Genomic DNA, 20087 nt, shown 5'->3' on the forward strand with positions numbered 1-20087 from the left:
GAGAACCCTGCTCGCCCCCGTCTCGCCAAATTGGTTCCATGTCGCTATAAGCGGTCATGACACATGAGAAAGAAGCAGCCGCCATCGTCGAGCGGCTTATTGAAGAATACGAACGGTCCGTCTCCGCCCTGAGGGGCGCCCTGAAGACCTTCCTGACAACCGGAACCCGCCCCGACCCCGCCCTGCGGGCCGATGGCGCGTTCGTGTATCCCGAGCTGCGGATGCACTGGAGCGGCGAGAACGGCTACCCGCGGATCAGCCGCGCCTACGCCCGCATCGGCCTGCCCGGTCACTACGCGACCACGGTTACGCGGCCGCACATGTTCCGGGACTACCTCGTCGAACAGCTGGCCCTGATGATCCAGGACTTCGGCGTCGAGCTCGACGTCGGCCGGTCGATGCAGGAAATCCCGTTCCCCTATGTGCTCGACGGCGGCGACATCGCCATGGCCGACGTCAGCGCCAGCGAGATCGCCCGCTGGTTCCCGACCACCGAACTCGCCCACATCGGCGACGAGGTGGCGGACGGCCTGTGGGATCCGGTCCTGGAGGCGTCGCGGCCGCTGGCCCTGTTCGACGGCCTGCGCACCGACTTCTCGCTGGCCCGTCTCAAGCATTACACCGGCGCGCCGGCCGAGGACGTGCAGCAGTACATCCTGTTCACCAACTACCACCGCTACGTCGACGAGTTCGTCCGCTGGGGCTGCGAGCAGCTCAAGGCGCCGGGCACGCGCTTCACCGCCCTCTCGGCGCCGGGCAACATCACGGTGACGAAGGACACGCCGAACCCGGAAATGACCGTGGCCAACGGCCCGTGGCGACGTCACCAGATGCCGGCCTATCACCTGATCGCCGAGGGCGGGCAGGGGGTCACCCTGGTCAACATCGGCGTCGGTCCGTCGAACGCCAAGACCATCACCGACCATCTGGCCGTGCTGCGGCCCCAGGCCTGGATCATGATCGGCCACTGCGGCGGCCTGCGCGGCAGCCAGACGATCGGCGACTACGTGCTGGCCCACGCCTATCTGCGCGACGACCATGTGCTGGACGAGGTCCTGCCGCCGGACATCCCCATCCCGTCGATCGCCGAGATGCAACGGGCGCTCTATGACGCGGCCAAACAGGTCAGCGGCGAGAGCGGCGAGAGCCTCAAGCGCCGGCTGCGGACCGGCACGGTGGTCACCACCGACGACCGGAACTGGGAGCTGCGCTACACCTCCTCGGCCCTGCGCTTCAACCAGAGCCGCGCCGTGGCCATCGACATGGAAAGCGCCACCATCGCCGCCCAGGGCTATCGCTTCCGGGTGCCCTACGGCACGCTGCTGTGCGTCTCGGACAAGCCGCTGCACGGCGAGATCAAGCTGCCCGGCCAGGCCAACGCCTTCTACGAACGCGCCATCAGTCAGCACCTGCAGATCGGCATCGCCACGGTCGATCTGCTGCGCGCCGAGGGCCCCAACCTACACTCGCGAAAGTTGCGGGCATTCGACGAGCCGCCTTTTAGATAGAGCTTTTCCGACGGGGCGTTTCGGCGTATGTTGAGATGATGGCTGGCTCCCCAAGATCCACCGATGAAGAAGCGCCACTTGAGGCGCAGCCGACCGGCGTTGCGGAATCGGGCGCTGTGTTTGAGGCCCAGGTTCGCGACCGCTGGTCGATTGCCCGGGAGCGATGGGAAGAGCACCAGAGAACAGACGCTGGCACAATGTCGGTGGATGAGTTCATTGCTGAGCTGACCGCGGAGATCGAAAGGCGGCAGGCCGCCAAGGCTTGAAGCGGCGCGTCGAAATCTCGACCCTGGCTCGACGGGATATTCGTCGCCTGTCCGACTTTCTGAGCCCTAAGAATCCAGGAGCGTGGAGGGCGGCCGTTGCGGCAATCAGCGACAGGCTCAGGTCGCTCGACCGGATGTCCGAGCGTGGCCATCTTTCGCCGGACGGCGAGCTGCGCGAGGCGTTCGTGCGCTTTGGTCGCGCCGGCTACGTCATCCAGTACCGGATAGCGCCGGGGGAGGTGTACGTCCTCCGCATCTTCCACAGCCGCGAAGAGCGGTGACACGCCGGTTCCCATCCGCTATCGCACCGCAGCGAAGATCCGGGAGCTCAGCGCCGTGACCGACAAGACCGAGGAAGCCGGCTGGGCGACCGCGAAGACCCTCGCCGAAGCCCTGCCCTACATCCAGATCTATGACCGCGAACGGGTCGTGATCAAATACGGCGGCCACGCCATGGGCGAGGACAACGTCGCCAAGCTGTTCGCCGCCGACGCCGTGCTGCTCAAGCTGATGGGCCTGCATCCGGTGATCGTGCATGGCGGCGGGCCGCAGATCTCGGCCATGCTCGACCGCGCCGGGGTCAAGTCGACCTTCATCGACGGCCTGCGCGTGACCGACGAAGCGACGATGGAAGTGGCCGAGATGGTTCTGTCGGGCGCCATCAACAAGGAAATCGCCAACTGGATCACCCTCGCCGGCCGCGAGGCGGACGTTCGGGGCGTGGGCCTGTCGGGCAAGGACGCCCGGCTGATCACGGTGACCCGCGCCCGCCGCACGAAGAAGGATCCGGACAGCAACATCGAGCAGGTCGTCGACCTGGGCTTCGTCGGCGAGCCGCAGAAGATCGACCCGACCCTGATCGAGGTGCTGATCGCCTCGGAGCATGACTACATCCCGGTGATCGCGCCGATCGGCGTGTCGGAGTCGGGCCAGACCTACAACGTCAACGCCGACACGGTCGCCGGGGCCATCGCCGGGGCGCTGAAGGCCAAGCGCATGCTGCTGCTGACCGACGTGCCGGGGGTCAAGGACGCCAACGGCGACCTGATCCGCCAGATGACCGTCGCCGAGGCCTTCGAACTGATCCGCACGGGCGTCGCCAACGGCGGCATGATTCCCAAGCTCGAGACGGCGATCGCCGCGATCGACGCCGGCGTGGAAGCCGTGGTCATCCTCGACGGCCGCCGCCCGCACGCCATGCTGGTCGAGCTGTTCACCGAGCACGGCGCCGGAACCCTGGTGAAGGCGTGAGCGACCTCACCCACATCGACACCTGGCTGTTCGACCTCGACAACACCCTCTACCCCATCGAGAGCGAGGTCATGACGCTGGTCGCCGGCCGGATGACCGACTTCACGGAGCGGGTCACGGGCCTGCCCCGCGAAGAGGCCCGGGCGATCCAGAAGCGCTACTACCATGAGCACGGGACGACCCTGGCGGGCCTGATGGCCAATAACCACGGCATCGATCCGGAAGACTTCCTCACCGCCGTCCACGACGTCTCGCTCGACGCCCTGCAGCCTGATCCGGCCCTGACCGCCGGGCTGGAACGGCTGCCCGGCCGGCGGCTGGTGTTCACCAACGGCTCGGCCAGCCACGCCGAACGCGTCCTCGAGAAGCTGGGCATCGCCCACGTCTTCGAGGACATCTTCCACATCGCGGCGGCGGGCTACATCCCCAAGCCCTCGCCGGTGACCTTCGGCATGATGATCGCCCGCCACGGCGTGACCGCCGCCGGCGCCGCCTTCTTCGAGGACAGCGAGCACAACCTCGCGCCGGCCGCGGCGCTGGGGATGACAACGGTACTGGTCGGGCCTCACGCCGCCGAGTCGACCGCCGCCTTCGTTCACCACCGCGCCAGGCACCTGGCCGACTTCCTCAACGCCATCCGGGTGAAGGAACCTGACGCATGACCGCCGTGACGCTCGCTGATCTGGAAACCGAGATTGAAGCCGCGTGGGAGGCCCGCGCCGACGTCTCCACCGCGACGCAGGGGCCGGTCCGCACGGCCGTCGAGGAGACCCTCGCCCTGCTCGACTCGGGCAAGGTCCGCGTCGCTGAGAAGATCGACGGCGAGTGGGTCGTCCGCCAGTGGGCCAAGAAGGCGGTGCTGTTGTCGTTCCGCCTGAACCCCAACACGGTCATGCGCGCCGGGGCCATGGGCGGCGCGGTCGGCCCCTGGTGGGACAAGGTGGCCAACAAGTTCGATGGCTGGGAAGCGCCGCAGTTCGAGGCCGCCGGCTTCCGTGCGGTGCCGGGCGCGATCGTCCGCCGCGGCGCCTATGTGGCGAAGAACGTCATCCTGATGCCGTCGTTCGTGAACATCGGCGGCTTCGTCGATGAAGAGACCATGGTCGACACCTGGGTCACGGTCGGCTCCTGCGCCCAGATCGGCAAGCGGGTCCACCTGTCGGGCGGCGTCGGCATCGGCGGCGTTCTGGAGCCGCTGCAGGCCAACCCGACGATCATCGAGGACGACTGCTTCATCGGCGCCCGCTCCGAAGTCGTCGAAGGCGTCATCGTCGGCCAGGGCAGCGTGCTGTCGATGGGCGTGTTCCTGTCGGCCTCGACCAAGATCGTCGATCGCAAGACCGGTCAGGTGCACATCGGCAGGGTGCCGCCCTACAGCGTGGTCGTCCCGGGCAGCCTGCCCGACCCGCACGGCGTCGGGCCGAGCCTCTACTGCGCGGTGATCGTCAAGACCGTCGACGCCCAGACCCGCTCCAAGACGTCGATCAACGATCTTCTTCGGGACTAGCCACGCGCACCGTCTTCCCCTTAGGGTTGCGTCGGGGGAATAGCCATGCAGCGTCTGAAGGCCCTGTTCAGCTTCCAGGGGCGGGCCTCGCGCCTGGCCTACTGGCGCGTCCAGCTCTGGACGTCGCTGGTGATCGTCGCGCTGTGGGTCGTGACGATCTTTGTCGCTATGGGCGCCGGCGACATCGCGGCGGTACCGCTTGTCCTGATCCTGCCGGTTCTGGCGATCAATGTGGCCACGCTGGTTCGCCGCCTGCATGACCGGGGCAAGGGCGCGCGATGGCTGCTGGTCTTCTGGGCCATCCCGTCAGCCTGCTTCATCATCGCCCAGTTGCTGACGGACAGGACCGGCGACGGCGGCGTCGTCGCCCTGGCCGCGCTCGGCGTCGGTCTGCTCTTCGAACTGTGGGCCATCGTCGAGGTCGGGTTCCTGCGCGGCGTGACCGGGCCCAACCGGTTTGGCCCCGCGCCGGCGCCGTACCGGCGCGGAGGGCGCTCCGCGCGCACCTGACGGGTTCCCGTCCTTCATCCCCGATGATCCACAGGAAAGCACAGCGTACACGCGTTCCGGCGTTGATCGCACCCGAGACTTGTTGTCTCTGGCCGCTGCTGGGCAGGCAGCAAGTCACGAGACAATTGAAATGCCATCCATGATTAATGCGGAGCGTGTCTTTTCGATTGATTATACGCGTAACTCGAAAGTGGGCGCGTCGTTTGGGGCAGTTAACCTTACCGGATTTCTTGGCGTTGAGCCGACGTCTGAAGCCGGTCGGGTCGAGAGCCGTCCCGCGCCGCCGCCGCCGACCGATCAATGGGTCACCGACTATCTGGGCCAGGACGTCTCACGCTTCTTCTACAAGTGGGGCGGGTCGTTTTCGGCGGTGCTGGTCCGCCTGCGGAACCGGTACGACGGCGACCTCGACCAGTTCCTGATCCATCTGGTGTTCATGCTCACCGAACTGGCCTCGGCCAACGCCGTCGTCGAGGCGAGGGCCAAGGGCGCCACCACCGTCATCCGCCGACGGCGGGGACTGAACATCCTGAGCCTCGCCGACATCACCCGAATTCCCCGCGAGAGCGTCCGTCGGAAGCTGGCCGTCATGGCTGACCAGGGGCTGGTGGTGCGCGAGCCGGACGGCCTCTACTACCCGGGCCCGGGCAGCGACATCGACCGGTTCTTCTACACCCTCAGCCCGCTGTTCTGGGATGGCGCGCGGCCGGGCTAGGGCCGCTCCGTCTGGTCCATCCAGCGCCACAGCTCCCGCAGGCCCTGGGCCCGGCTGGCGGCGTCGGCGGAGCGCACGGGCGGCAGGCCGATCAGTCGCCGGGCGTCATTGACGTCGAGGATGTCGCCCGGGGCCGCGATCAGGCCGCGACGCCTGGCGAACTTCATGAACCGCGCCCGTCCGCAGTCGAGGCTGGTGGCCGCCTCACGCACGGGAGCCGGCAGGAACGACCCGTGCAGCGTTCGGCCGAAGGCGATGATCCAGGCATTGCGGCAAGGCGCCATCGCCTCGGTCAACTGGTCCCACCAGATGGCCGGGATCGGCGGCGCCTCAAGGTCTTCTCCGGCCTCGTCGGCTCCGGTCACCGGGCTGCGGCCGCGCACGAAGACATTGACGGCCACGTCTCCCCGGTCGTCGACCAGCCCGAACTGGAACAGATGCGCGAACCCGTCCGCCGAGATCGACCGGACATGCAGGTAGTACCGCTCGGGGTGGGCCGGCTCCGGCCGGGCCGGCGGCGGCGCGGCGAACGGACCGGGGACGCGCCGGCCGCGGGAACGGCCGAACAGGTCGAACAGTCCGGGCGGCGGGAGCGGGGTCTCGAAATGCAGCATGGCGTCCTCCTGAAGCTGACCGGCTGATCTGGCCGGGGCGGCGGCGCGCTGGGAATGAAAGGCGCGCCCGCTCCGGGCGGCTCAAAACGGGTATGTCAGGGGTGGCGTCGCGCGGGTCCGCGCCCGGGCTTTGCGTGATCGGCCGCCTGGCCCTAAACGGTGTCGGATGACCCTGATCGATCCCGTAGACCTCGCGCGCGACCTGATCCGCCGCCCGTCCGTGACGCCGGCCGACCTCGGCGCCATGGACATCGTCCACCAGGCGCTGGAAGGCCTCGGTTTCACCTGCCGGCGGATGCGCTTCGGCGAGATCGAGAACCTCTACGCCCGCCGCGGGACGACGAGCCCCAATCTCTGTTTCGCGGGTCATACCGACGTGGTGCCGGTCGGCGACGCAGCGGCCTGGACCAGCCCGCCGTTCGACGCCGCCCTGGCCGACGGCGTGCTGATCGGGCGCGGAGCGGTCGACATGAAGGGCGGCATCGCCGCCTTCATCGGCGCCGTCTCCGCCTACCTCGCCAACCACGACCCAAAGGGCTCGCTCAGCTTCCTGATCACCGGCGACGAGGAAGGCATCGCGCTGGACGGCACGAAGAAGGTCGTCGAGGCGCTGGCCGCCGAGGGCGAGGTCATCGATCACTGCATCGTCGGCGAGCCCTCAAGCTCTTCGCGGCTGGGCGACATGATCAAGATCGGCCGGCGCGGCAGCATCAACAGCTGGATCACCGTCGAGGGGATCCAGGGCCACGTGGCCTATCCACACCGCGCGGCCAATCCGGTCCCCGTGCTGATCGACATCCTGTCCCGCCTGCAGGCGCGGGTGCTCGACGACGGCTACGAAGGCTTCCAGCCGTCGAACCTCGAGGTCACCACCATCGACGTCGGCAACACGGCGACCAACATCATTCCGCGCGAGGCCAGGGCCCGGCTGAACATCCGCTTCAATCCGTCCCACAAGGGCGCTGAACTGGAGGCCTGGATCGCGGAAACGGCCGCCGCCGCGGGCGAGGGCTTCAACGGCAGGGTCGAGGTGACGTCGATCATCAGCGGCGAGGCCTTCCTGACCCGCCAGGGCCCGTTCACCGAGATGGTCGCCGCCGCGATCCTCGAGACCACCGGCGAGACGACGGACATGTCGACGACCGGCGGCACCTCCGACGCCCGCTTCATCCGCGCCCTCTGCCCGGTGCTGGAATTCGGCCTCGTCGGCGAAACCATGCACGCGGTCGACGAGCGCGTGCCGGTCAGCCAGATCCGCGACCTGCAGGCCGCCTACCAGCGGATCATCGAACGCTATTTCGAGACGTTTTCGGCATAGCCGACGCCGGTCAGGTACAGGCCGTCGGCCGGGGCGACGGGACCGCAGGCCGTACGGTCTCTCGCCTCAAGCGCCGCGACCAGGTCGGCCTTCGTCCAGCGACCGATCCCCACCTCGGCCAGGGTGCCGACCATCGACCGCACCTGCCGATGGAGGAACGAGCGCGAGGCGAAGGACACATGCACCTCCTCGCCCTCGCGGCGTACTTCGGCGACATCAAGCGTCTTCATCGGCGACTTCGCCTGGCACTGCATGTCGCGGAAGGTGGTGAAGTCGTGGTGGCCGGTCAGGGCCTGGGCGGCGTCATGCATGGCGTGCGCATCCAGCGGCTTGCGCACATGCCAGACCCGGCCCCTGTCCAGCGCCGGCGGCGCCGGCCGGTTGAGGATGCGATAGAGATAGCGCCGCTCGGTGGCCGAGAACCGGGCGTGCCAGTCATCATCGACCGCCTGCGCGTCGAGCACCGCGACCGGCTCGGGCCGCAGGTGGGCGTTGAGGGCGTCGCGCACGACGTCGGCGGGCCAGGCCTTCTGCAGGTCGACATGGATCACCTGGCCGGTGGCGTGCACGCCGGTGTCGGTGCGGCCGGCGGCATGGATGCGGATTGCCTCGCCGGAGAAGCCCAGCACCGCCGCCTCGATCGCGCCCTGTACGCTGGGCAGCGACGCCTGGGCCTGGAAACCGCGATAGGGCCGGCCGTCGTACTCGATGGTCAGGCGATAGCGGGGCATCAGTCCAGCGCCATCCCGGCCGCGACCGGAAAGCCGCGCAGGAAGTCGGCCGCGTCCTGGGCCGACTTGCCCTCGCGCTGGGCCCGCAGCAGCCGCACGGCCCCCTCGCCGCAGGCGACCAGCAGGCTGTCGTCCAGGGTGGATCCCGCCGGCCCGGCGCCGGTCTCGACCCGGCTCAGCAGCGCTTTCACGCGGACAGGCCCCTTGTCCGAGGCCGCCTTGAACCAGGCGCCGGGGAAGGGCGACAGGCCGCGGATGTGGCGGTCGACCTCGACCGCGGGGCGGGTCCAGTCGATGCGCGCCTCTGCCGGCTTGATCTTCTTTGCATAGGTCACGCCCTCGGCGGCCTGTGGCGTCTCCACGGCCGTTCCGGCCGCGATCGCCGCCAGGGTCGGCGGCAGCAGGCGGGCGCCGGCTTCGGCCAGGCGGTCGTGCAGCGTGCCGGCCGTGTCGAGCGGGCCGATGCGCACCGTCTCGGTCGCCAGCACGTCGCCCTCGTCGAGGCCGACACTCATGCGCATGACCTGCACGCCGGTCACCGTATCGCCGGCCATGATCGCCCGCTGGATCGGCGCGGCCCCGCGCCAGCGCGGCAGCAGCGAGGCGTGGACGTTGAAACAGCCGAGCCTGGGCGCATCGAGCACCTCGGCGACGAGGATCTGGCCGAAGGCCACCACCACCGCGGCGTCGAGGTTCAGCGCGCGGAAGTCGGCGATCGCTTCGGGCGTCTTCATCGAGGCCGGGGTGCGGACCATCAGGCCGCGCGCCTCGGCGAAGGCGTGGACCGGCGAGGGCTGCAGCGTCTGTCCCCGGCCGCGTGGCGCGGGCGGCTGGGAATAGACGCAGGCGACCTCATGCCCGGCCGCGAGGATGGCGGCGAGGCTCTGGACGGCGAAATCGGGTGTTCCGAGGAAGGCGAGGCGCATGGGCGGGGTTTAGCGGCGCCGGGCTCCGGGCGAAAGGCTCAGGGAACCCGGGGCTTCACGGTTCGTTGAACGAGGGAACGAAACTCGGGAAGGGAATACTCCATGCGCAAGATCCTCATCATCTCGCTGGCCGCCGCCGGACTGGCCCTCGGCGCCTGCTCCAAGGAAGACCGCACCCAGGTCGGCGAAGGCGCCGCCGCGGTCGGCGGAGAGGTCAAGGAAGCCGCGCACGAGATCGCGGCCAATCCGGACGTGAAGGAAGCCGGCGCCGCCATCGGCAACGCCGGCGCCGAAGCGGCCGACGCGGTCAAGGACACCGCCGGCGAGGTCCAGGACGGCGTGGCGGACGCCTCGGCGGACGCAAAGCGCGAAGCCGAAGAGTCCCGCGCGGCGACCGGCGATACGACGCGGCGGTAAATCTCATGATGACGCTCCCCGCTTGCGGGGAGCTGTCAGGCGGAGCCTGACTGAGGGGCAGCGCCAGAGCCTGCCGGACTGTTCTGAATTCCGGTCGTTCCGGAGAGTCCGGCGCAGACCCCTCCACCATGCTCCGCATGGTCCCCCTCCCCACCGTGTGGGGAGGAACGGGCTCTACGCCGCCCGGGCGGCCTTCTTGACGCTCTTGATCGCCCGCTCGCGCTTCAGCCGCGACAGGTGGTCGATAAACAGCACGCCCTTGAGGTGGTCCATTTCATGCTGGATGCAGACGGCGAACAGGCCGCTGGCGTCCTCCTCGACGGCGTCGCCGGCGTAGTTGAGGTAGCGGACCTTCACCTGGGCCGGCCGCTCGACGTCGTCGTAGATCTCCGGCACCGACAGGCAGCCTTCCTCGTAGGAGGCCAAGTCCTCGGAGGCCCAGACGATCTCCGGGTTGACGAAGAAGCGCGGGTTGCGCCGGTCAGCGTCCTCGCCTTCGCCGGCGCCCGCGCGATCGCCCAGGTCCATGACGATGATCTGCTTCGGCACGCCCACCTGCACGGCCGCCAGGCCGATGCCCGGCGCGGCGTACATCGTCTCCAGCATGTCATCCATCAGCAGGCGCAGATCGTCGGTCACGCCGCCTTCGACGGGCGTGGAAACCTGCTTGAGCACCGCCAGATCGGCGGTGTTGTCGATGGTGAGAATACGGCGAACGGTCATGACGTTCACGAGGTAGGGGCGGCGTCCGGACCCGTCAAGACGGGCGCATCGGCGGCGGACAGCTTGTTGAGCGACCGCACGGCCGTCTCGACCGGCTCGATCACGGGCAATTCCTTGCCTTCGTGGTCGACCTTCAGGTCCTCGAACCGGCGGGCCTGGGTCAGCACCTGGCCCTCCAGCGAGCCGACGAACTGGTTGTAGCGGCTGACCGCCGCTTCCAGCGCCTTGCCGACGCTCGAGGCGTGCCCGCCCATCACCGACAGCCGCTTGTAGAGCTCGCGACCGAGGGCGGCGATCTTGTCGGCGTTGGCCGCCTGCTCCTCGACCCGCCAGCCGTACGCCACGGCCTTGCACAGGGCGAACAGGGTGGTCGGCGTGACCAGCAGCACCCGCTTGTCCATCGCCTCGGTCATCAGGTCGGGCATCCGGTCCAGCGCCGCGGCGAGGAAGCCGTCGCCGGGTACGAACATGGCGACGAAATCGGGCGACCGCTCGCTGCCGAACTGGTCCCAGTAGGCCTTGGACGACAGGCCCTGCATGTGACTGCGCACGCTCTGGGCGTGTCGCGTCAGGGCGGCGTCGCGCGCCGCCTCGTCGGTGGTCTCCTGTGCGTCCATGAAGGCGTTCAGCGAGCACTTGGCGTCGATGGCGAACACCGCCCCGGCCGGCATCTTCACCTTCACGTCTGGGCGGCGGCGACCTTCCTCGGTGTCGAGGCTGAACTGCTCGACGAAGTCGTACTGCGCCGACAGGCCGGCGGCGTCGAGCACGTTGCGCAGCGTCTGCTCGCCCCAGCGGCCCTGCACCCCCGCGCCCCGGCGCAGGGCGGCCGACAGCTTGCGCGCCTCGGCCTGGGTGGCGGTGGAGGCCTCCATCAGGGCGGTGATCTGGGCCTTCAGGCCGCCGGTTTCCTCGGCGCGGGCCTTTTCCACGGCGGTGACCTGGGCCTCGAACTTGGCCAGCGACTCGGCGACCGGCTTGAGCTGTGCGTCCAGCCGCTGCTGGGCCATGAGCTCGCGGTTGCGGAAGGTCTCGTCGGTGCGCTTGAGCAGCGCCTCGGCCGTCGCCGTCGCGGTCTGTTCGGCCTGGGCCCGCAGATAATCGCCGAGGGTCGCCCGGGCGTCCTCCTGCAGCCGCGCCCGCTCGACGGCGCCGGCCAGCTCCGTCGCCAGCTTCACCGACTGTCCGCGTTCGCGCAGCCACAGCATCAGCACGCCGAGAAAGGCGAGGGCGAAGACAGCGGCGGCCGCGAGGGCGATGGTCGTCGGATCGTTCATGCTCCGTTCCTAGCGGGAATCGCCCCCACGGCCAATCCTCTCCCGTGAGGGAGAGGGGGACCCTGCGGAGCAGGGTGGAGAGGGAGGCGGCGGGTTTATCGGAAGGGCCGGAATTCGGGAGGGGGCCGCTCGCGTTCGCGCCGGCCCCTCCACCGCCCTCCGGGCGGTCCCCCTCCCCGCTTCGCGGAGAGGATTGGCGTTACGCCGGCCTTCTTGCCCTGAGCGCCTGGGCGATCGTCCCATCGTCGAGCCAGTCGAGGTCGCCGCCGACCGGCACGCCGCGCGCCAGCATGGTCACCGGCACGCCCGACGGCTGGAGCCGCTCGGCGAGATAGTGGGCCGTGGTCTGGCCGTCGACGGTGGCGGGCAGGGCGAGAATCACCTCGCGCACCTCGCCCTGCGAAACCCGGTTCAGCAGCTCGGCGACGCGCAGCTTTTCGGGGCCCATGCCGTCGAGCGCCGACAGCAGGCCGCCCAGCACATGGTAGCGGCCGCGGAAGGCGCTGGCGCGCTCGAGCGCCCAGACCGAGCCGACCTCCTCGACCACGCACAGCAGCCCGCCGTCACGCGTGCGGTCGGCGCAGATGGCGCAGGGGTCGGAGGTGTCGAGCGAGCCGCAGGTCGAGCAGGTGCGCACCTTGGCCCGGGCGTCGACCATGGCGTCGGTCAACGGGTCGAGCAGCTGTTCGCGTCGCTTCAGCAGGGCGAGCGCGGCCCTGCGCGCCGACCGGGGCCCCAGCCCCGGCAGCTTGCCCAGCAGCGCGATCAGTCGCTCGATCTCGGGTCCGGCGGTGGCGGCCATGAGTCCGTGCTTATCGCGTTCGCGGAATGGGGGACAGTTTAAGCTGTCCCCTGGGACAGCTTAAACTGTCCCCGCTGCGATCACCCCTCCGACGAATTGAACAGCCCCGCCTGGGCCATCTGGTCGCGGATCATCTCCGGGTGCTGGGTGACCACCAGGTCGTAGGCTTCCAGCTCGCCGGGCACGTACCAGTGGATCTTGTCGGTGTGGTAGGCGGACCAGACGGCTTCGGCCACTTCGCGCGGCGGGGTCAGGCGCCACATGCCCTCGGTCGGGGCGTTGACCTTGGCCTCGTCAGGGAGGATCGGCGTGTCGATCAGGCCGGGCAGGGTGTCGGCCACCCGCACGCCGGCGGCCTTCAGTTCGACGGACAGGGCCTCGGTGAAGCCCTTCACCGCGTGCTTGGTCGCCGAATAGACGGCGATGTTGGCGATGCCGAAGATCGCCGAGCTCGACGAGGTCGAGAAGCACAGCGAGCCGGGCGTCGCCTTCAGATAGGGGATGGCAAGGTTGATGCCGCTGAGCACGGCCACCAGGTTGATGTTGATCACCGCCATCACGTCTTCCCAGGCCATGTCCTCGAACGGACCGCCCCGGCCGATGCCGGCGTTGTTGAACATCACGTCCAGCCGGCCGCCCGTCGCCTCGGTGAACTCGGCCAGGGTGGCGCGGTAGGCGTCGCGGTTGGTGACGTCGAGCTCGCGGACCAGGCAGTTGTCCCAGCCCAGCTCCTGCTCCAGCGCGCGCAGGCCGTCCTTGTTCACATCGACACCGCCGACGTACCAGCCGTTGCTGGCGAACAACCGGGCTGTCTCCAGCCCCATGCCCGAGGCCGCGCCCGTGATGAAGATCGCCTTGCGGCCGCCTGCTTTGGACATGGTTCAACTCCCTTGATGGTCAGCGCATCTGGCGGCGCGGATCCATGGTGCGTCCTTCGAGACGCTCGCTTGAGGCTCGCTCCTCAGGATGACGACTACGGGGAATCCAAAACTGCCCGTCATGCTGAGGAGCGGACCCTCGGGTCCGCGTCTCGAAGCACGCAGGAAGGCTCAGTCCTCCTCGACGTCCTCGTCGGGATTGACGCTAACCGCTTCCCCTTGCGGAACCGCAAGCTGTCGCACGCCGAGCAGTTCGGCGCCGGGGAAGGCCTCCATCACCGACATGACGAAGGGGTCGGCGAGGATCGCGTCCCTGGCCTCGCGCTCCTCGCGCTTCTGCCGTTCCCAGGCGCTTTCGGCCCCGCCGCCACCGGCGGTGGCCACCAGCCAGGTCTGGCCGGTCCATTCCTTGAGCTTCTGCGACAGGCGCCGCGTCAGGTCGGCGGGCGCGCGGGGCGCGGGCTCGAACTCGATGGCTCCGGGGCGGAAGCTGATCGGCCGCACGAACTGCTGCACGTCCATCATCAGGGTGATGTCGCGCTTGCTCTGGATCAGCGCCAGCACGTCGTCGAACGAGGCCAGGGTCGGGGCGGCCTCGGACGAGGCCTGCAGGGCGGGCGGCGCGATACGCGCCTGGGCGATCGCGCCGGCGGGCCCGAACGCGCTCGCGCCGCCACCGCCGCCCGAAGGCGCATGGCCGCCCGCGCCGCCGCCGACCGGTTCGCCGTCGCGCAGCGCCTTCAGCGCCTCTTCAGGACCGGGCAGGTCGGCGGCATAGCACAGCCGGATCAGGGCCATCTCGACGGCGGCCTGCGGATCGGGCGCGCGGCGCACCTCCTCGTAGCCCTTGAGCAGCATCTGCCACAGCCGCGACAGGGTGCCGGCCGAGGCCGTGGCCCCGATGGCGGTCAGGCGCGCGGCCTGGTCCTTCGGCAGGTGCAGGGCGTCGGGGCCAAGCGCCTTGGACACCGAGGCGGCATGGCTGTGCTCCAGCAAGTCGAGCATCACCTGGGCCGGATCGACGCCGAAACCCCACAGGTCGCGGAACTGGGCCAGCGCCTCGCCGGTCTTGCCGCTCATGACGTGTTCGAACAGGGCGATGGTCAGGGCCCGGTCGGCCAGGCCCAGCATGTCGCGGACCACGGCGGCGGTGACCATCTGGCCGCGGTCGGCCTGGACGATGGCCTGGTCGAGCAGCGACAGGCCGTCGCGCACCGAGCCTTCGGCCGCGCGGGAGATCAGCGCCAACCCCTCGGCGTCGACCAGGGCGTGCTCGGCCTCGGCGATGCGGCCCAAATGCTTGACCAGCACGTCCGGCTCGACGCGGCGCAGGTCGAAGCGCTGGCAGCGGGAAAGGATGGTCACCGGCACCTTGCGGATCTCGGTGGTGGCGAAGATGAACTTGGCGTGCGGCGGCGGCTCTTCCAGCGTCTTCAGCAGCGCGTTGAACGCCGCCGTCGACAGCATGTGCACTTCGTCGATGACGTAGACCTTGTAGCGCGCCTCGGTCGGGGCGTAGCGCACCCCGTCCAGCAGCTCGCGCATCTCGTCGACCTTGGTGCGGCTGGCGGCGTCGAGCTCCAGCACGTCCATGTGCCGGCCCTCGACGATGGCCCGGCAGTGGCGGCCGTCGACGGTCAGGTCGACCGACGGCTGGTGGACGGTGTCGCTCTCGAAATTCAGCGCCCGCGCCAGCAGGCGGGCGGTGGTCGTCTTGCCGACCCCGCGCACGCCGGTGAGCATGAAGGCGTGGGCGATGCGGCCGCTGGCGAAAGCGTTGGTCAGGGTCCTGACCATGGCCTCCTGGCCGATCAGGTCCTCGAAGGTGCGCGGCCGGTACTTGCGGGCCAGCACGGTATAGGCCGCGCCGTCGCCGGGAGCCTGGCCCTCGGCCGCGCCTTCGGGCGGGGCAGGGGCCGGCGTCACCTCCGGCGCGCGCTCGGGCGCGCCGAAGATGTCCGCGGTGTCGGGATCGCGCTCCGGGAGGTCTTCCTCCCAGGGCGGCGGTTCCAGCGGGGCGTCAGTGTCGGCCATTCGGGTCGGTGCGTCCTTCGACACGCCCGCTGCGCGGGCTGCTCAGGATGACGAAAATCCTGAGTCTCCACTCTACGTCATCCTGAGCAGCGCTCGCCAGAGCAATGCGTCCTTCGACACGCCGCTTCGCGGCTGCTCAGGATAACGCAGCTCTGTGCACGTCATGGAGAGCAGCAGCCGAAGGCTGCGTGTCGAACCACGCAAACAATTTCAGCGAAACGGGGAAGGGTGGAGACCGGACAACGACCCGGAGCAAATCTCGTTGTGGCTGCTGCCTTCCGGCCCTGACCAGGTTGGCGAGGCGTCCGCCCATCGCCGATCTCCAAGGCCTATATCGTGGATCGGAGGGGCGGATGCAACACCTCCTCCATCTCCCTCCCCCTCGTGGGGAGGGTGGACGGGCGAAGCCCGGCCGGGTGGGGAAGCCGGACGCAGCCCTGATGCCTCCAGAACGGCCCTCACCGCCCCACCCTGACCGCTTCGCGGTCGTGCCTCCCCATGAAGGGGAGGGAGGGCTTGCCTCGCAACGCCGTTGGTGGAAACAAGCGCCCATGGCCCTTTCAGCGATCTCCAACGTCTTTTCCGGCAACCCCCTGAACCGCGTCAGCGAGCGACGCGGCGACCAGGACTGGCTCGACGGCCTGCTGGCCGATCCGGTTTCCCTCGCCATCCCCCTGTGGAACGGTCAGCCCCTGACCGAGAAGAGCAAGGACGGCGGCGTCCAGCTGGCCTATGTGCCGGCGAAGATGGGCCTGGAGCTGGCCGGCGGGGTCTGGGAGCGACTGCTGTTTCTGGGTCTGTGGAAGGACACCGCGGTGTTCGCCGTCGACATGGAGGGCGGCCTCGATCCCTGCGACGGGCCGCTGGAGGGCGTCGGCGAGTTCAAGGACCTGCGCGCCGTCGCCACCGTCCTGCCGTCCGCGGAGGCGGCCATCGCCGCCACCGCCAAGGGCATGTTCGAATGGCGCCGCAAGCACCGCCACTGCGCCGCCTGCGGCGAGCGCAGCGAGGTCGCCGAGGCCGGCTGGAAGCGCGTGTGCGTCAGCTGCAAGGCTGAGCACTTCCCGCGCACCGACCCGGTGGTGATCATGCTGGCGACCTTCGAGGGCAAATGCCTGCTCGGCCGCCAGGCCATCTGGCCCAAGGGCATGTACTCGGCCCTCGCCGGCTTCCTCGAGCCCGGCGAGACGATGGAAGAAGCCTGCGCCCGCGAGCTCTACGAAGAAGCGGCGCTGACCGCCACGAAGGTCAGCTACCACTCGACCCAGCCCTGGCCCTACCCGAACTCGCTGATGATCGGCCTGATCGCCGAGGTCGACAGCAACGACGCCCGGCCCGACCAGACCGAGCTGGAAGCCGTCCGCTGGTTCACCCGCGACGAGGCTCGCCAGCTGATCAACGGCGGTTTCGACGGCTGCTTCGCCCCGCCCGCCCTCGCCATCGCCCACCAGCTGGTGAAGAGCTGGGCGGAGGGGGAATAGACTTCAGTCCTCCCCTCGTCAGAGGGGAGGGGGACCACGCGGAGCGTGGTGGAGGGGGCGGTGCGAACGCGAGCCGTCCCATCCTGAATTCCGGCTTTTCCGGCAACGCCAGCGCAGCCCCTCCACCAGCCTTCGGCTGGTCCCCCTCCCCGCTTCGCGGAGAGGATCAAGGGCCTCACCCCTTCGCCACATCCAGCACGACGCCGATCGTCCAGGTCGCCAGGACGATCGTCGACAGGACAAAGACCAGAAACCGGACCGCCACCGCATTGACGGTCACCTGCACCAGGCTGTGGACCACGCGCAGGCCGACATAGCCCCACGCCAGGCCCGCCGTCAGGGGACTCTGCAGTCCGAGCAGATAGGTCAGGAACGCCAGCGCGTAGAAGATCGTCGGCTGTTCCATCAGGTGATTGTAGTTGTCGGCCGCCGCGCGGACGCCGTCCGGCAGCCCGCTCAGCGAGCCCGGAAACCGCGCGTCCTGCGGCTTGATTCCGGCCTTGTTCATGGCCGGGATGCGCGTGACGTACATCCACAGCCAGATCAGCAGCGACCAGACGATCAGCGCCAGAACCGGCGCCAGAACGGACTCAAGAAGGGGCTTGCCCTGGATCATGTTCGCCTCCCCAGCGATGTTGTGGGGCGAGGCTACGACGGGCGCGGGTGGCGCGAAAGGGAGTAGGGCATAGGGAGGTAGGGAGTAGCAAACGGGAGGCGCGGCGTCGGCGGCGCGCGTAGGTCGAACTATTTCCTGCTCCCCAACACCTACTCCCTGATCGCTAGACCCGGTCGCGGAACGGATCCGCCGGGAACACCCCGAGGATTTCGATCGTCTCGGAGAAGTAGCCCAGCTCCTCGAGGGCCAGGGCCAGGCCCCGGTCCTCGGGCCGGCCGTCGACCTCGGCGTAGAAGAAGGTCGCCGTGAAGGCGCCGCCCTCCATGTAGCTTTCCAGCTTGGTCATGTTGACGCCGTTGGTCGCGAACCCGCCGAGCGCCTTGTAGAGCGCTGCGGGGATGTTCTTCACCTTGAAGCAGAAGCTGGTGATGCAGCGGCTGGTGAACGGCGGCGGCGGCGGGGCCTTGTCGGCCGTCATGACGAGGAAGCGGGTGGTGTTGTGCCGCTCGTCCTCGATGTCCCGCAGCAGGATGTCGAGGCCGTAGATCTCCGCGGCCAGCGCCGGGGCGATGGCGCCGTGCGTCGGGTCGGGATGCTGCGCCAGGGCGCGGGCCGCGCCGGCGGTGTCGCCCACGGCCTCGGTCTTCACGCCCAGCTTCTTCAGCGAGTTGCGGCACTGGTGCAGGGCGATGGCCATGCTGGAGACGGTCTTCACCTGCTCCAGCTTGACGCCCTTGTTGACCATCAGCTGGAAGCGGATCGGCTTGAACCGCTCGCCGATGATCTTCAGGCCCGAGCTCGGCAGCAGGTGGTGCACGTCGGCGACGCGGCCGGCGATCGAGTTCTCGACCGGAATCATGCCCAGTTCGCAGGCGCCGGACTTCACCGCGTCGAAGGCTTCCTCGAACGTCGGATAGGGCGCGGCCTGGTGGCCGGGGAAATAGGTGCGGCAGGCCTCGTGGCTGTTGGCGCCGGGTTCGCCCTGGAAGGCGATTTTGGGAAGAGGGCTCATGGGTGGGCTTTCGCGTGGTCCCGCGCCGCCTCAAGGTCGGCCGGGTTGTCGACGGAGATCGGGGCCTCGTCCGCGACGGCGGCCCAGTACGAGAGGCCCATTTCCAGGCCCCGCAGCTGCTCCAGCTTCTCGCGCCGTTCGAGGGGCGAGGGCGGAGCGGTGTTAAATCGCTCCAGCGCCGCGCGGCGATAGCCGTAGATGCCGATGTGCCGCCAGACGGGACCGTCGCCATAGAGGGTCGACCGCGTGAAGTAGAGCGCCCGGCCGCTGGCGCCGTCAGGCTCCATCGCAAGCACCGCCTTGACCACGTCCGGGTTGGCGCGGTCGGACGGCGAGGCCTCGGTCGCCACCACGGTGGCCACGTCGCAGTCCGCCTGGCGCGCCAGCAGGCCGGCGCAGGCGGCGATGATCGTCGCGGGCACGAACGGCATGTCGCCCTGCAGGTTGATCACCGCGTCATGGTGTCCGTCGGGATCGACGCTGGCCAGGGCGGCGAGGATCCGGTCGGAGCCGGACGGCAGGTCGGGATCGGTCAGCACGGCCCGGCCGCCGGCCGCGGTCACGGCGTCGACGATCGACTGGTCGCCCGCCGCGACCAGAACCGGCCCCACGCCGGCCTTCTCCGCCTGACGCAGCACCCGGACGATCATCGGCACGCCGCCGATATCGGCCAGCGGCTTGTTCGGCAGTCGGGTCGCCGCCATGCGGGCGGGAATGACGGTGATCGGGTTCATGGCGCGCCATCTGGATCAATTCGGGCCAACCGGAGCGGGACCCCGGCTTGCGCGAGGGGCGGTAGCGTGTAAGAGAGCGCGGCGCAACAAGGGGCGCGTTGGGGGATTCTCCCGGCGCCGGTTCAGGCCCGAGCGCCGGGCCGTCTAGAGGACTGAGACAGGCGGACATGAGCGATCTGACGTTCAACAAGATCGCCGGCGGATTGCTGGCGACCGGACTCGTCATTTTCGGCCTGCGCGAGCTGACCACAATCGTGTTCGAGAAGGAGCCGCCCGAAAAGGCCGGTTACGCCGTCACGGTGGCTGAAGCGGCGGGCGAAGGCGCGGCGGTTGAAGTGGCGCCCGACTGGGGCACGGTCATTCCCGTGACCAACCCCGAGGTCGGCAAGGCCATCTCGGCCAAGTGCGGCTCCTGCCACAACTTCGACGCCGGCGGCCCGAACGGGACCGGGCCGAACCTCTACGGCGTTCTCGGCCGCAAGATCGCCTCGCACCCGGGCTTCTCCTATTCGCCCGGCATGACCGAATTCGCCGCGACCCACCCGGTCTGGACCTGGGATGAACTCGACCAGTTCATCAAGGCGCCGCAGAAGCATGTCGCCGGCACCAAGATGGGCTTCGTCGGCCTGAAGAAGCAGGAAGACCGGGTCGCGATGCTGGCCTACCTGCACACCCTCGGATCGACCCTGCCGCTGCCCGCGCCGGCGCCCGCCGCCCCCGCGGCCACGCCGGCTCCGGACGCCGCCGCCGCCGGGGCGCCTGTCGCG

22 protein-coding genes and 1 other RNA gene are annotated in these 20087 nt (G+C 69.2%); 11 read left to right on the forward strand and 12 right to left on the reverse strand.

From position 1 onward, the window contains the following. Positions 1 to 56 precede the first annotated feature (56 nt). The 7 genes from AC1RN0_RS13915 (at position 57) to AC1RN0_RS13945 (ending at position 5757) form a co-directional block, all read left to right on the forward strand. On the forward strand, positions 57 to 1508 hold the full coding sequence (locus tag AC1RN0_RS13915) for an AMP nucleosidase (protein WP_492788049.1): 1452 nt from the start codon (positions 57 to 59) through the stop codon (positions 1506 to 1508). A gap of 262 nt (positions 1509 to 1770) precedes the next feature. Further along, complete coding sequence (locus AC1RN0_RS13920; protein ID WP_492788050.1) at positions 1771 to 2055, forward strand: type II toxin-antitoxin system RelE/ParE family toxin; 285 nt, start codon at positions 1771 to 1773, stop codon at positions 2053 to 2055. 55 nt (positions 2056 to 2110) lie between these two features. Continuing rightward, a complete protein-coding gene (gene argB, locus AC1RN0_RS13925; protein ID WP_492788051.1) occupies positions 2111 to 3025 on the forward strand; it encodes an acetylglutamate kinase in 915 nt (304 codons plus the stop codon). Continuing rightward, positions 3022 to 3687, forward strand: a complete 666-nt coding sequence (locus tag AC1RN0_RS13930; RefSeq protein ID WP_492788052.1) for a pyrimidine 5'-nucleotidase — start codon at positions 3022 to 3024, stop codon at positions 3685 to 3687. Before argB ends, AC1RN0_RS13930 begins: the two co-directional genes overlap by 4 nt. Further along, complete coding sequence (gene dapD, locus AC1RN0_RS13935; RefSeq protein WP_492788053.1) at positions 3684 to 4532, forward strand: 2,3,4,5-tetrahydropyridine-2,6-dicarboxylate N-succinyltransferase; 849 nt, start codon at positions 3684 to 3686, stop codon at positions 4530 to 4532. Before AC1RN0_RS13930 ends, dapD begins: the two co-directional genes overlap by 4 nt. 45 nt (positions 4533 to 4577) lie before the next feature. Next, on the forward strand, positions 4578 to 5042 hold the full coding sequence (locus tag AC1RN0_RS13940) for a DUF805 domain-containing protein (RefSeq protein WP_492788054.1): 465 nt from the start codon (positions 4578 to 4580) through the stop codon (positions 5040 to 5042). Between the two features lie 190 nt (positions 5043 to 5232). Beyond that, positions 5233 to 5757: a hypothetical protein gene (locus AC1RN0_RS13945; RefSeq protein WP_492788055.1), complete on the forward strand. Its 525-nt coding sequence runs from the start codon at positions 5233 to 5235 to the stop codon at positions 5755 to 5757. Here the strand turns inward: AC1RN0_RS13945 and AC1RN0_RS13950 are convergent. Further along, complete coding sequence (locus AC1RN0_RS13950; RefSeq protein ID WP_492788056.1) at positions 5754 to 6371, reverse strand: hypothetical protein; 618 nt, start codon at positions 6369 to 6371, stop codon at positions 5754 to 5756. The genes AC1RN0_RS13945 and AC1RN0_RS13950 overlap by 4 nt on opposite strands. A gap of 166 nt (positions 6372 to 6537) precedes the next feature. On the opposite strand from AC1RN0_RS13950, the gene dapE reads away from it, so the two are divergent. Continuing rightward, entirely contained in the window at positions 6538 to 7689 is a 1152-nt protein-coding gene (gene dapE / locus AC1RN0_RS13955) for a succinyl-diaminopimelate desuccinylase (protein WP_492788057.1), read from the forward strand. Here the strand turns inward: dapE and truA are convergent. Together truA and fmt are read right to left on the reverse strand one after the other, a co-directional pair. After that, positions 7665 to 8420 (reverse strand): tRNA pseudouridine(38-40) synthase TruA, encoded by a 756-nt coding sequence (gene truA / locus AC1RN0_RS13960; protein ID WP_492788058.1) that lies wholly within the window; start codon positions 8418 to 8420, stop codon positions 7665 to 7667. The genes dapE and truA overlap by 25 nt on opposite strands. Next, positions 8420 to 9346: a methionyl-tRNA formyltransferase gene (gene fmt, locus AC1RN0_RS13965; protein WP_492788059.1), complete on the reverse strand. Its 927-nt coding sequence runs from the start codon at positions 9344 to 9346 to the stop codon at positions 8420 to 8422. The genes truA and fmt overlap by 1 nt, the downstream gene beginning before the upstream one ends. A gap of 102 nt (positions 9347 to 9448) precedes the next feature. On the opposite strand from fmt, the gene AC1RN0_RS13970 reads away from it, so the two are divergent. Then, complete coding sequence (locus AC1RN0_RS13970) at positions 9449 to 9763, forward strand: cell surface protein (protein ID WP_492788060.1); 315 nt, start codon at positions 9449 to 9451, stop codon at positions 9761 to 9763. A gap of 174 nt (positions 9764 to 9937) precedes the next feature. Here the strand turns inward: AC1RN0_RS13970 and def are convergent, their stop codons facing one another. The 6 genes from def to ffs all read right to left on the reverse strand — a co-directional run bounded on the left by def (position 9938) and on the right by ffs (position 15802). Then, positions 9938 to 10486 (reverse strand): peptide deformylase, encoded by a 549-nt coding sequence (def, locus tag AC1RN0_RS13975; RefSeq protein WP_492788061.1) that lies wholly within the window; start codon positions 10484 to 10486, stop codon positions 9938 to 9940. Positions 10487 to 10491: 5 nt separating this feature from the next. Then, entirely contained in the window at positions 10492 to 11763 is a 1272-nt protein-coding gene (locus tag AC1RN0_RS13980) for a DNA recombination protein RmuC (protein WP_492788062.1), read from the reverse strand. A 199-nt stretch (positions 11764 to 11962) separates the two neighbouring features. Next, entirely contained in the window at positions 11963 to 12565 is a 603-nt protein-coding gene (gene recR / locus AC1RN0_RS13985; protein ID WP_492788063.1) for a recombination mediator RecR, read from the reverse strand. Positions 12566 to 12645: 80 nt separating this feature from the next. Beyond that, the gene (locus AC1RN0_RS13990; protein WP_492788064.1) at positions 12646 to 13443 is read right to left on the reverse strand and encodes an SDR family oxidoreductase; all 798 of its coding nucleotides are present in this window, start codon (positions 13441 to 13443) and stop codon (positions 12646 to 12648) included. Positions 13444 to 13614: 171 nt separating this feature from the next. Then, positions 13615 to 15477: a DNA polymerase III subunit gamma/tau gene (locus AC1RN0_RS13995; RefSeq protein WP_492788065.1), complete on the reverse strand. Its 1863-nt coding sequence runs from the start codon at positions 15475 to 15477 to the stop codon at positions 13615 to 13617. A gap of 226 nt (positions 15478 to 15703) precedes the next feature. After that, an RNA gene (ffs, locus tag AC1RN0_RS14000) (signal recognition particle sRNA small type) lies at positions 15704 to 15802 on the reverse strand. A gap of 226 nt (positions 15803 to 16028) precedes the next feature. Between ffs and nudC the strand changes: the two genes are divergently transcribed. Next, on the forward strand, positions 16029 to 16958 hold the full coding sequence (gene nudC / locus AC1RN0_RS14005; RefSeq protein ID WP_492788066.1) for an NAD(+) diphosphatase: 930 nt from the start codon (positions 16029 to 16031) through the stop codon (positions 16956 to 16958). Positions 16959 to 17133: 175 nt separating this feature from the next. On the opposite strand, the gene AC1RN0_RS14010 is transcribed toward nudC, so the two are convergent. The 3 genes from AC1RN0_RS14010 to AC1RN0_RS14020 all read right to left on the reverse strand — a co-directional run bounded on the left by AC1RN0_RS14010 (position 17134) and on the right by AC1RN0_RS14020 (position 19320). Next, a complete protein-coding gene (locus AC1RN0_RS14010; RefSeq protein ID WP_492788067.1) occupies positions 17134 to 17574 on the reverse strand; it encodes an MAPEG family protein in 441 nt (146 codons plus the stop codon). Between the two features lie 163 nt (positions 17575 to 17737). After that, on the reverse strand, positions 17738 to 18586 hold the full coding sequence (locus tag AC1RN0_RS14015; protein ID WP_492788068.1) for a prephenate dehydratase: 849 nt from the start codon (positions 18584 to 18586) through the stop codon (positions 17738 to 17740). After that, positions 18583 to 19320, reverse strand: coding sequence for a 3-deoxy-manno-octulosonate cytidylyltransferase (locus AC1RN0_RS14020; protein ID WP_492788069.1), 738 nt, complete (start codon positions 19318 to 19320; stop codon positions 18583 to 18585). Before AC1RN0_RS14020 ends, AC1RN0_RS14015 begins: the two co-directional genes overlap by 4 nt. Before the next feature lie 167 nt (positions 19321 to 19487). Between AC1RN0_RS14020 and AC1RN0_RS14025 the strand changes: the two genes are divergently transcribed. Then, positions 19488 to 20087: c-type cytochrome (locus AC1RN0_RS14025; RefSeq protein WP_492788070.1), on the forward strand; the 600-nt coding region annotated here is incomplete at its 3' end.

The sequence above is a fragment of the Caulobacter sp. GW821-FHT12F03 genome (genome assembly GCF_058806855.1).

What these genes read in the sequence shown, in the direction of transcription:
- AC1RN0_RS13915 (WP_492788049.1), top strand. Translation starts at nt 57, where the DNA reads ATGACACATGAGAAAGAAGCAGCCGCCATCGTCGAGCGGCTTATTGAA.
- dapD (WP_492788053.1), top strand. Translation starts at nt 3,684, where the DNA reads ATGACCGCCGTGACGCTCGCTGATCTGGAAACCGAGATTGAAGCCGCG.
- AC1RN0_RS13940 (WP_492788054.1), top strand. Translation starts at nt 4,578, where the DNA reads ATGCAGCGTCTGAAGGCCCTGTTCAGCTTCCAGGGGCGGGCCTCGCGC.
- AC1RN0_RS13950 (WP_492788056.1), bottom strand. Translation starts at nt 6,371, where the DNA reads ATGCTGCATTTCGAGACCCCGCTCCCGCCGCCCGGACTGTTCGACCTG.
- dapE (WP_492788057.1), top strand. Translation starts at nt 6,538, where the DNA reads ATGACCCTGATCGATCCCGTAGACCTCGCGCGCGACCTGATCCGCCGC.
- truA (WP_492788058.1), bottom strand. Translation starts at nt 8,420, where the DNA reads ATGCCCCGCTATCGCCTGACCATCGAGTACGACGGCCGGCCCTATCGC.
- fmt (WP_492788059.1), bottom strand. Translation starts at nt 9,346, where the DNA reads ATGCGCCTCGCCTTCCTCGGAACACCCGATTTCGCCGTCCAGAGCCTC.
- AC1RN0_RS13970 (WP_492788060.1), top strand. Translation starts at nt 9,449, where the DNA reads ATGCGCAAGATCCTCATCATCTCGCTGGCCGCCGCCGGACTGGCCCTC.
- def (WP_492788061.1), bottom strand. Translation starts at nt 10,486, where the DNA reads ATGACCGTTCGCCGTATTCTCACCATCGACAACACCGCCGATCTGGCG.
- AC1RN0_RS13980 (WP_492788062.1), bottom strand. Translation starts at nt 11,763, where the DNA reads ATGAACGATCCGACGACCATCGCCCTCGCGGCCGCCGCTGTCTTCGCC.
- recR (WP_492788063.1), bottom strand. Translation starts at nt 12,565, where the DNA reads ATGGCCGCCACCGCCGGACCCGAGATCGAGCGACTGATCGCGCTGCTG.
- AC1RN0_RS13990 (WP_492788064.1), bottom strand. Translation starts at nt 13,443, where the DNA reads ATGTCCAAAGCAGGCGGCCGCAAGGCGATCTTCATCACGGGCGCGGCC.
- AC1RN0_RS13995 (WP_492788065.1), bottom strand. Translation starts at nt 15,477, where the DNA reads ATGGCCGACACTGACGCCCCGCTGGAACCGCCGCCCTGGGAGGAAGAC.
- nudC (WP_492788066.1), top strand. Translation starts at nt 16,029, where the DNA reads ATGGCCCTTTCAGCGATCTCCAACGTCTTTTCCGGCAACCCCCTGAAC.
- AC1RN0_RS14010 (WP_492788067.1), bottom strand. Translation starts at nt 17,574, where the DNA reads ATGATCCAGGGCAAGCCCCTTCTTGAGTCCGTTCTGGCGCCGGTTCTG.
- AC1RN0_RS14015 (WP_492788068.1), bottom strand. Translation starts at nt 18,586, where the DNA reads ATGAGCCCTCTTCCCAAAATCGCCTTCCAGGGCGAACCCGGCGCCAAC.
- AC1RN0_RS14020 (WP_492788069.1), bottom strand. Translation starts at nt 19,320, where the DNA reads ATGAACCCGATCACCGTCATTCCCGCCCGCATGGCGGCGACCCGACTG.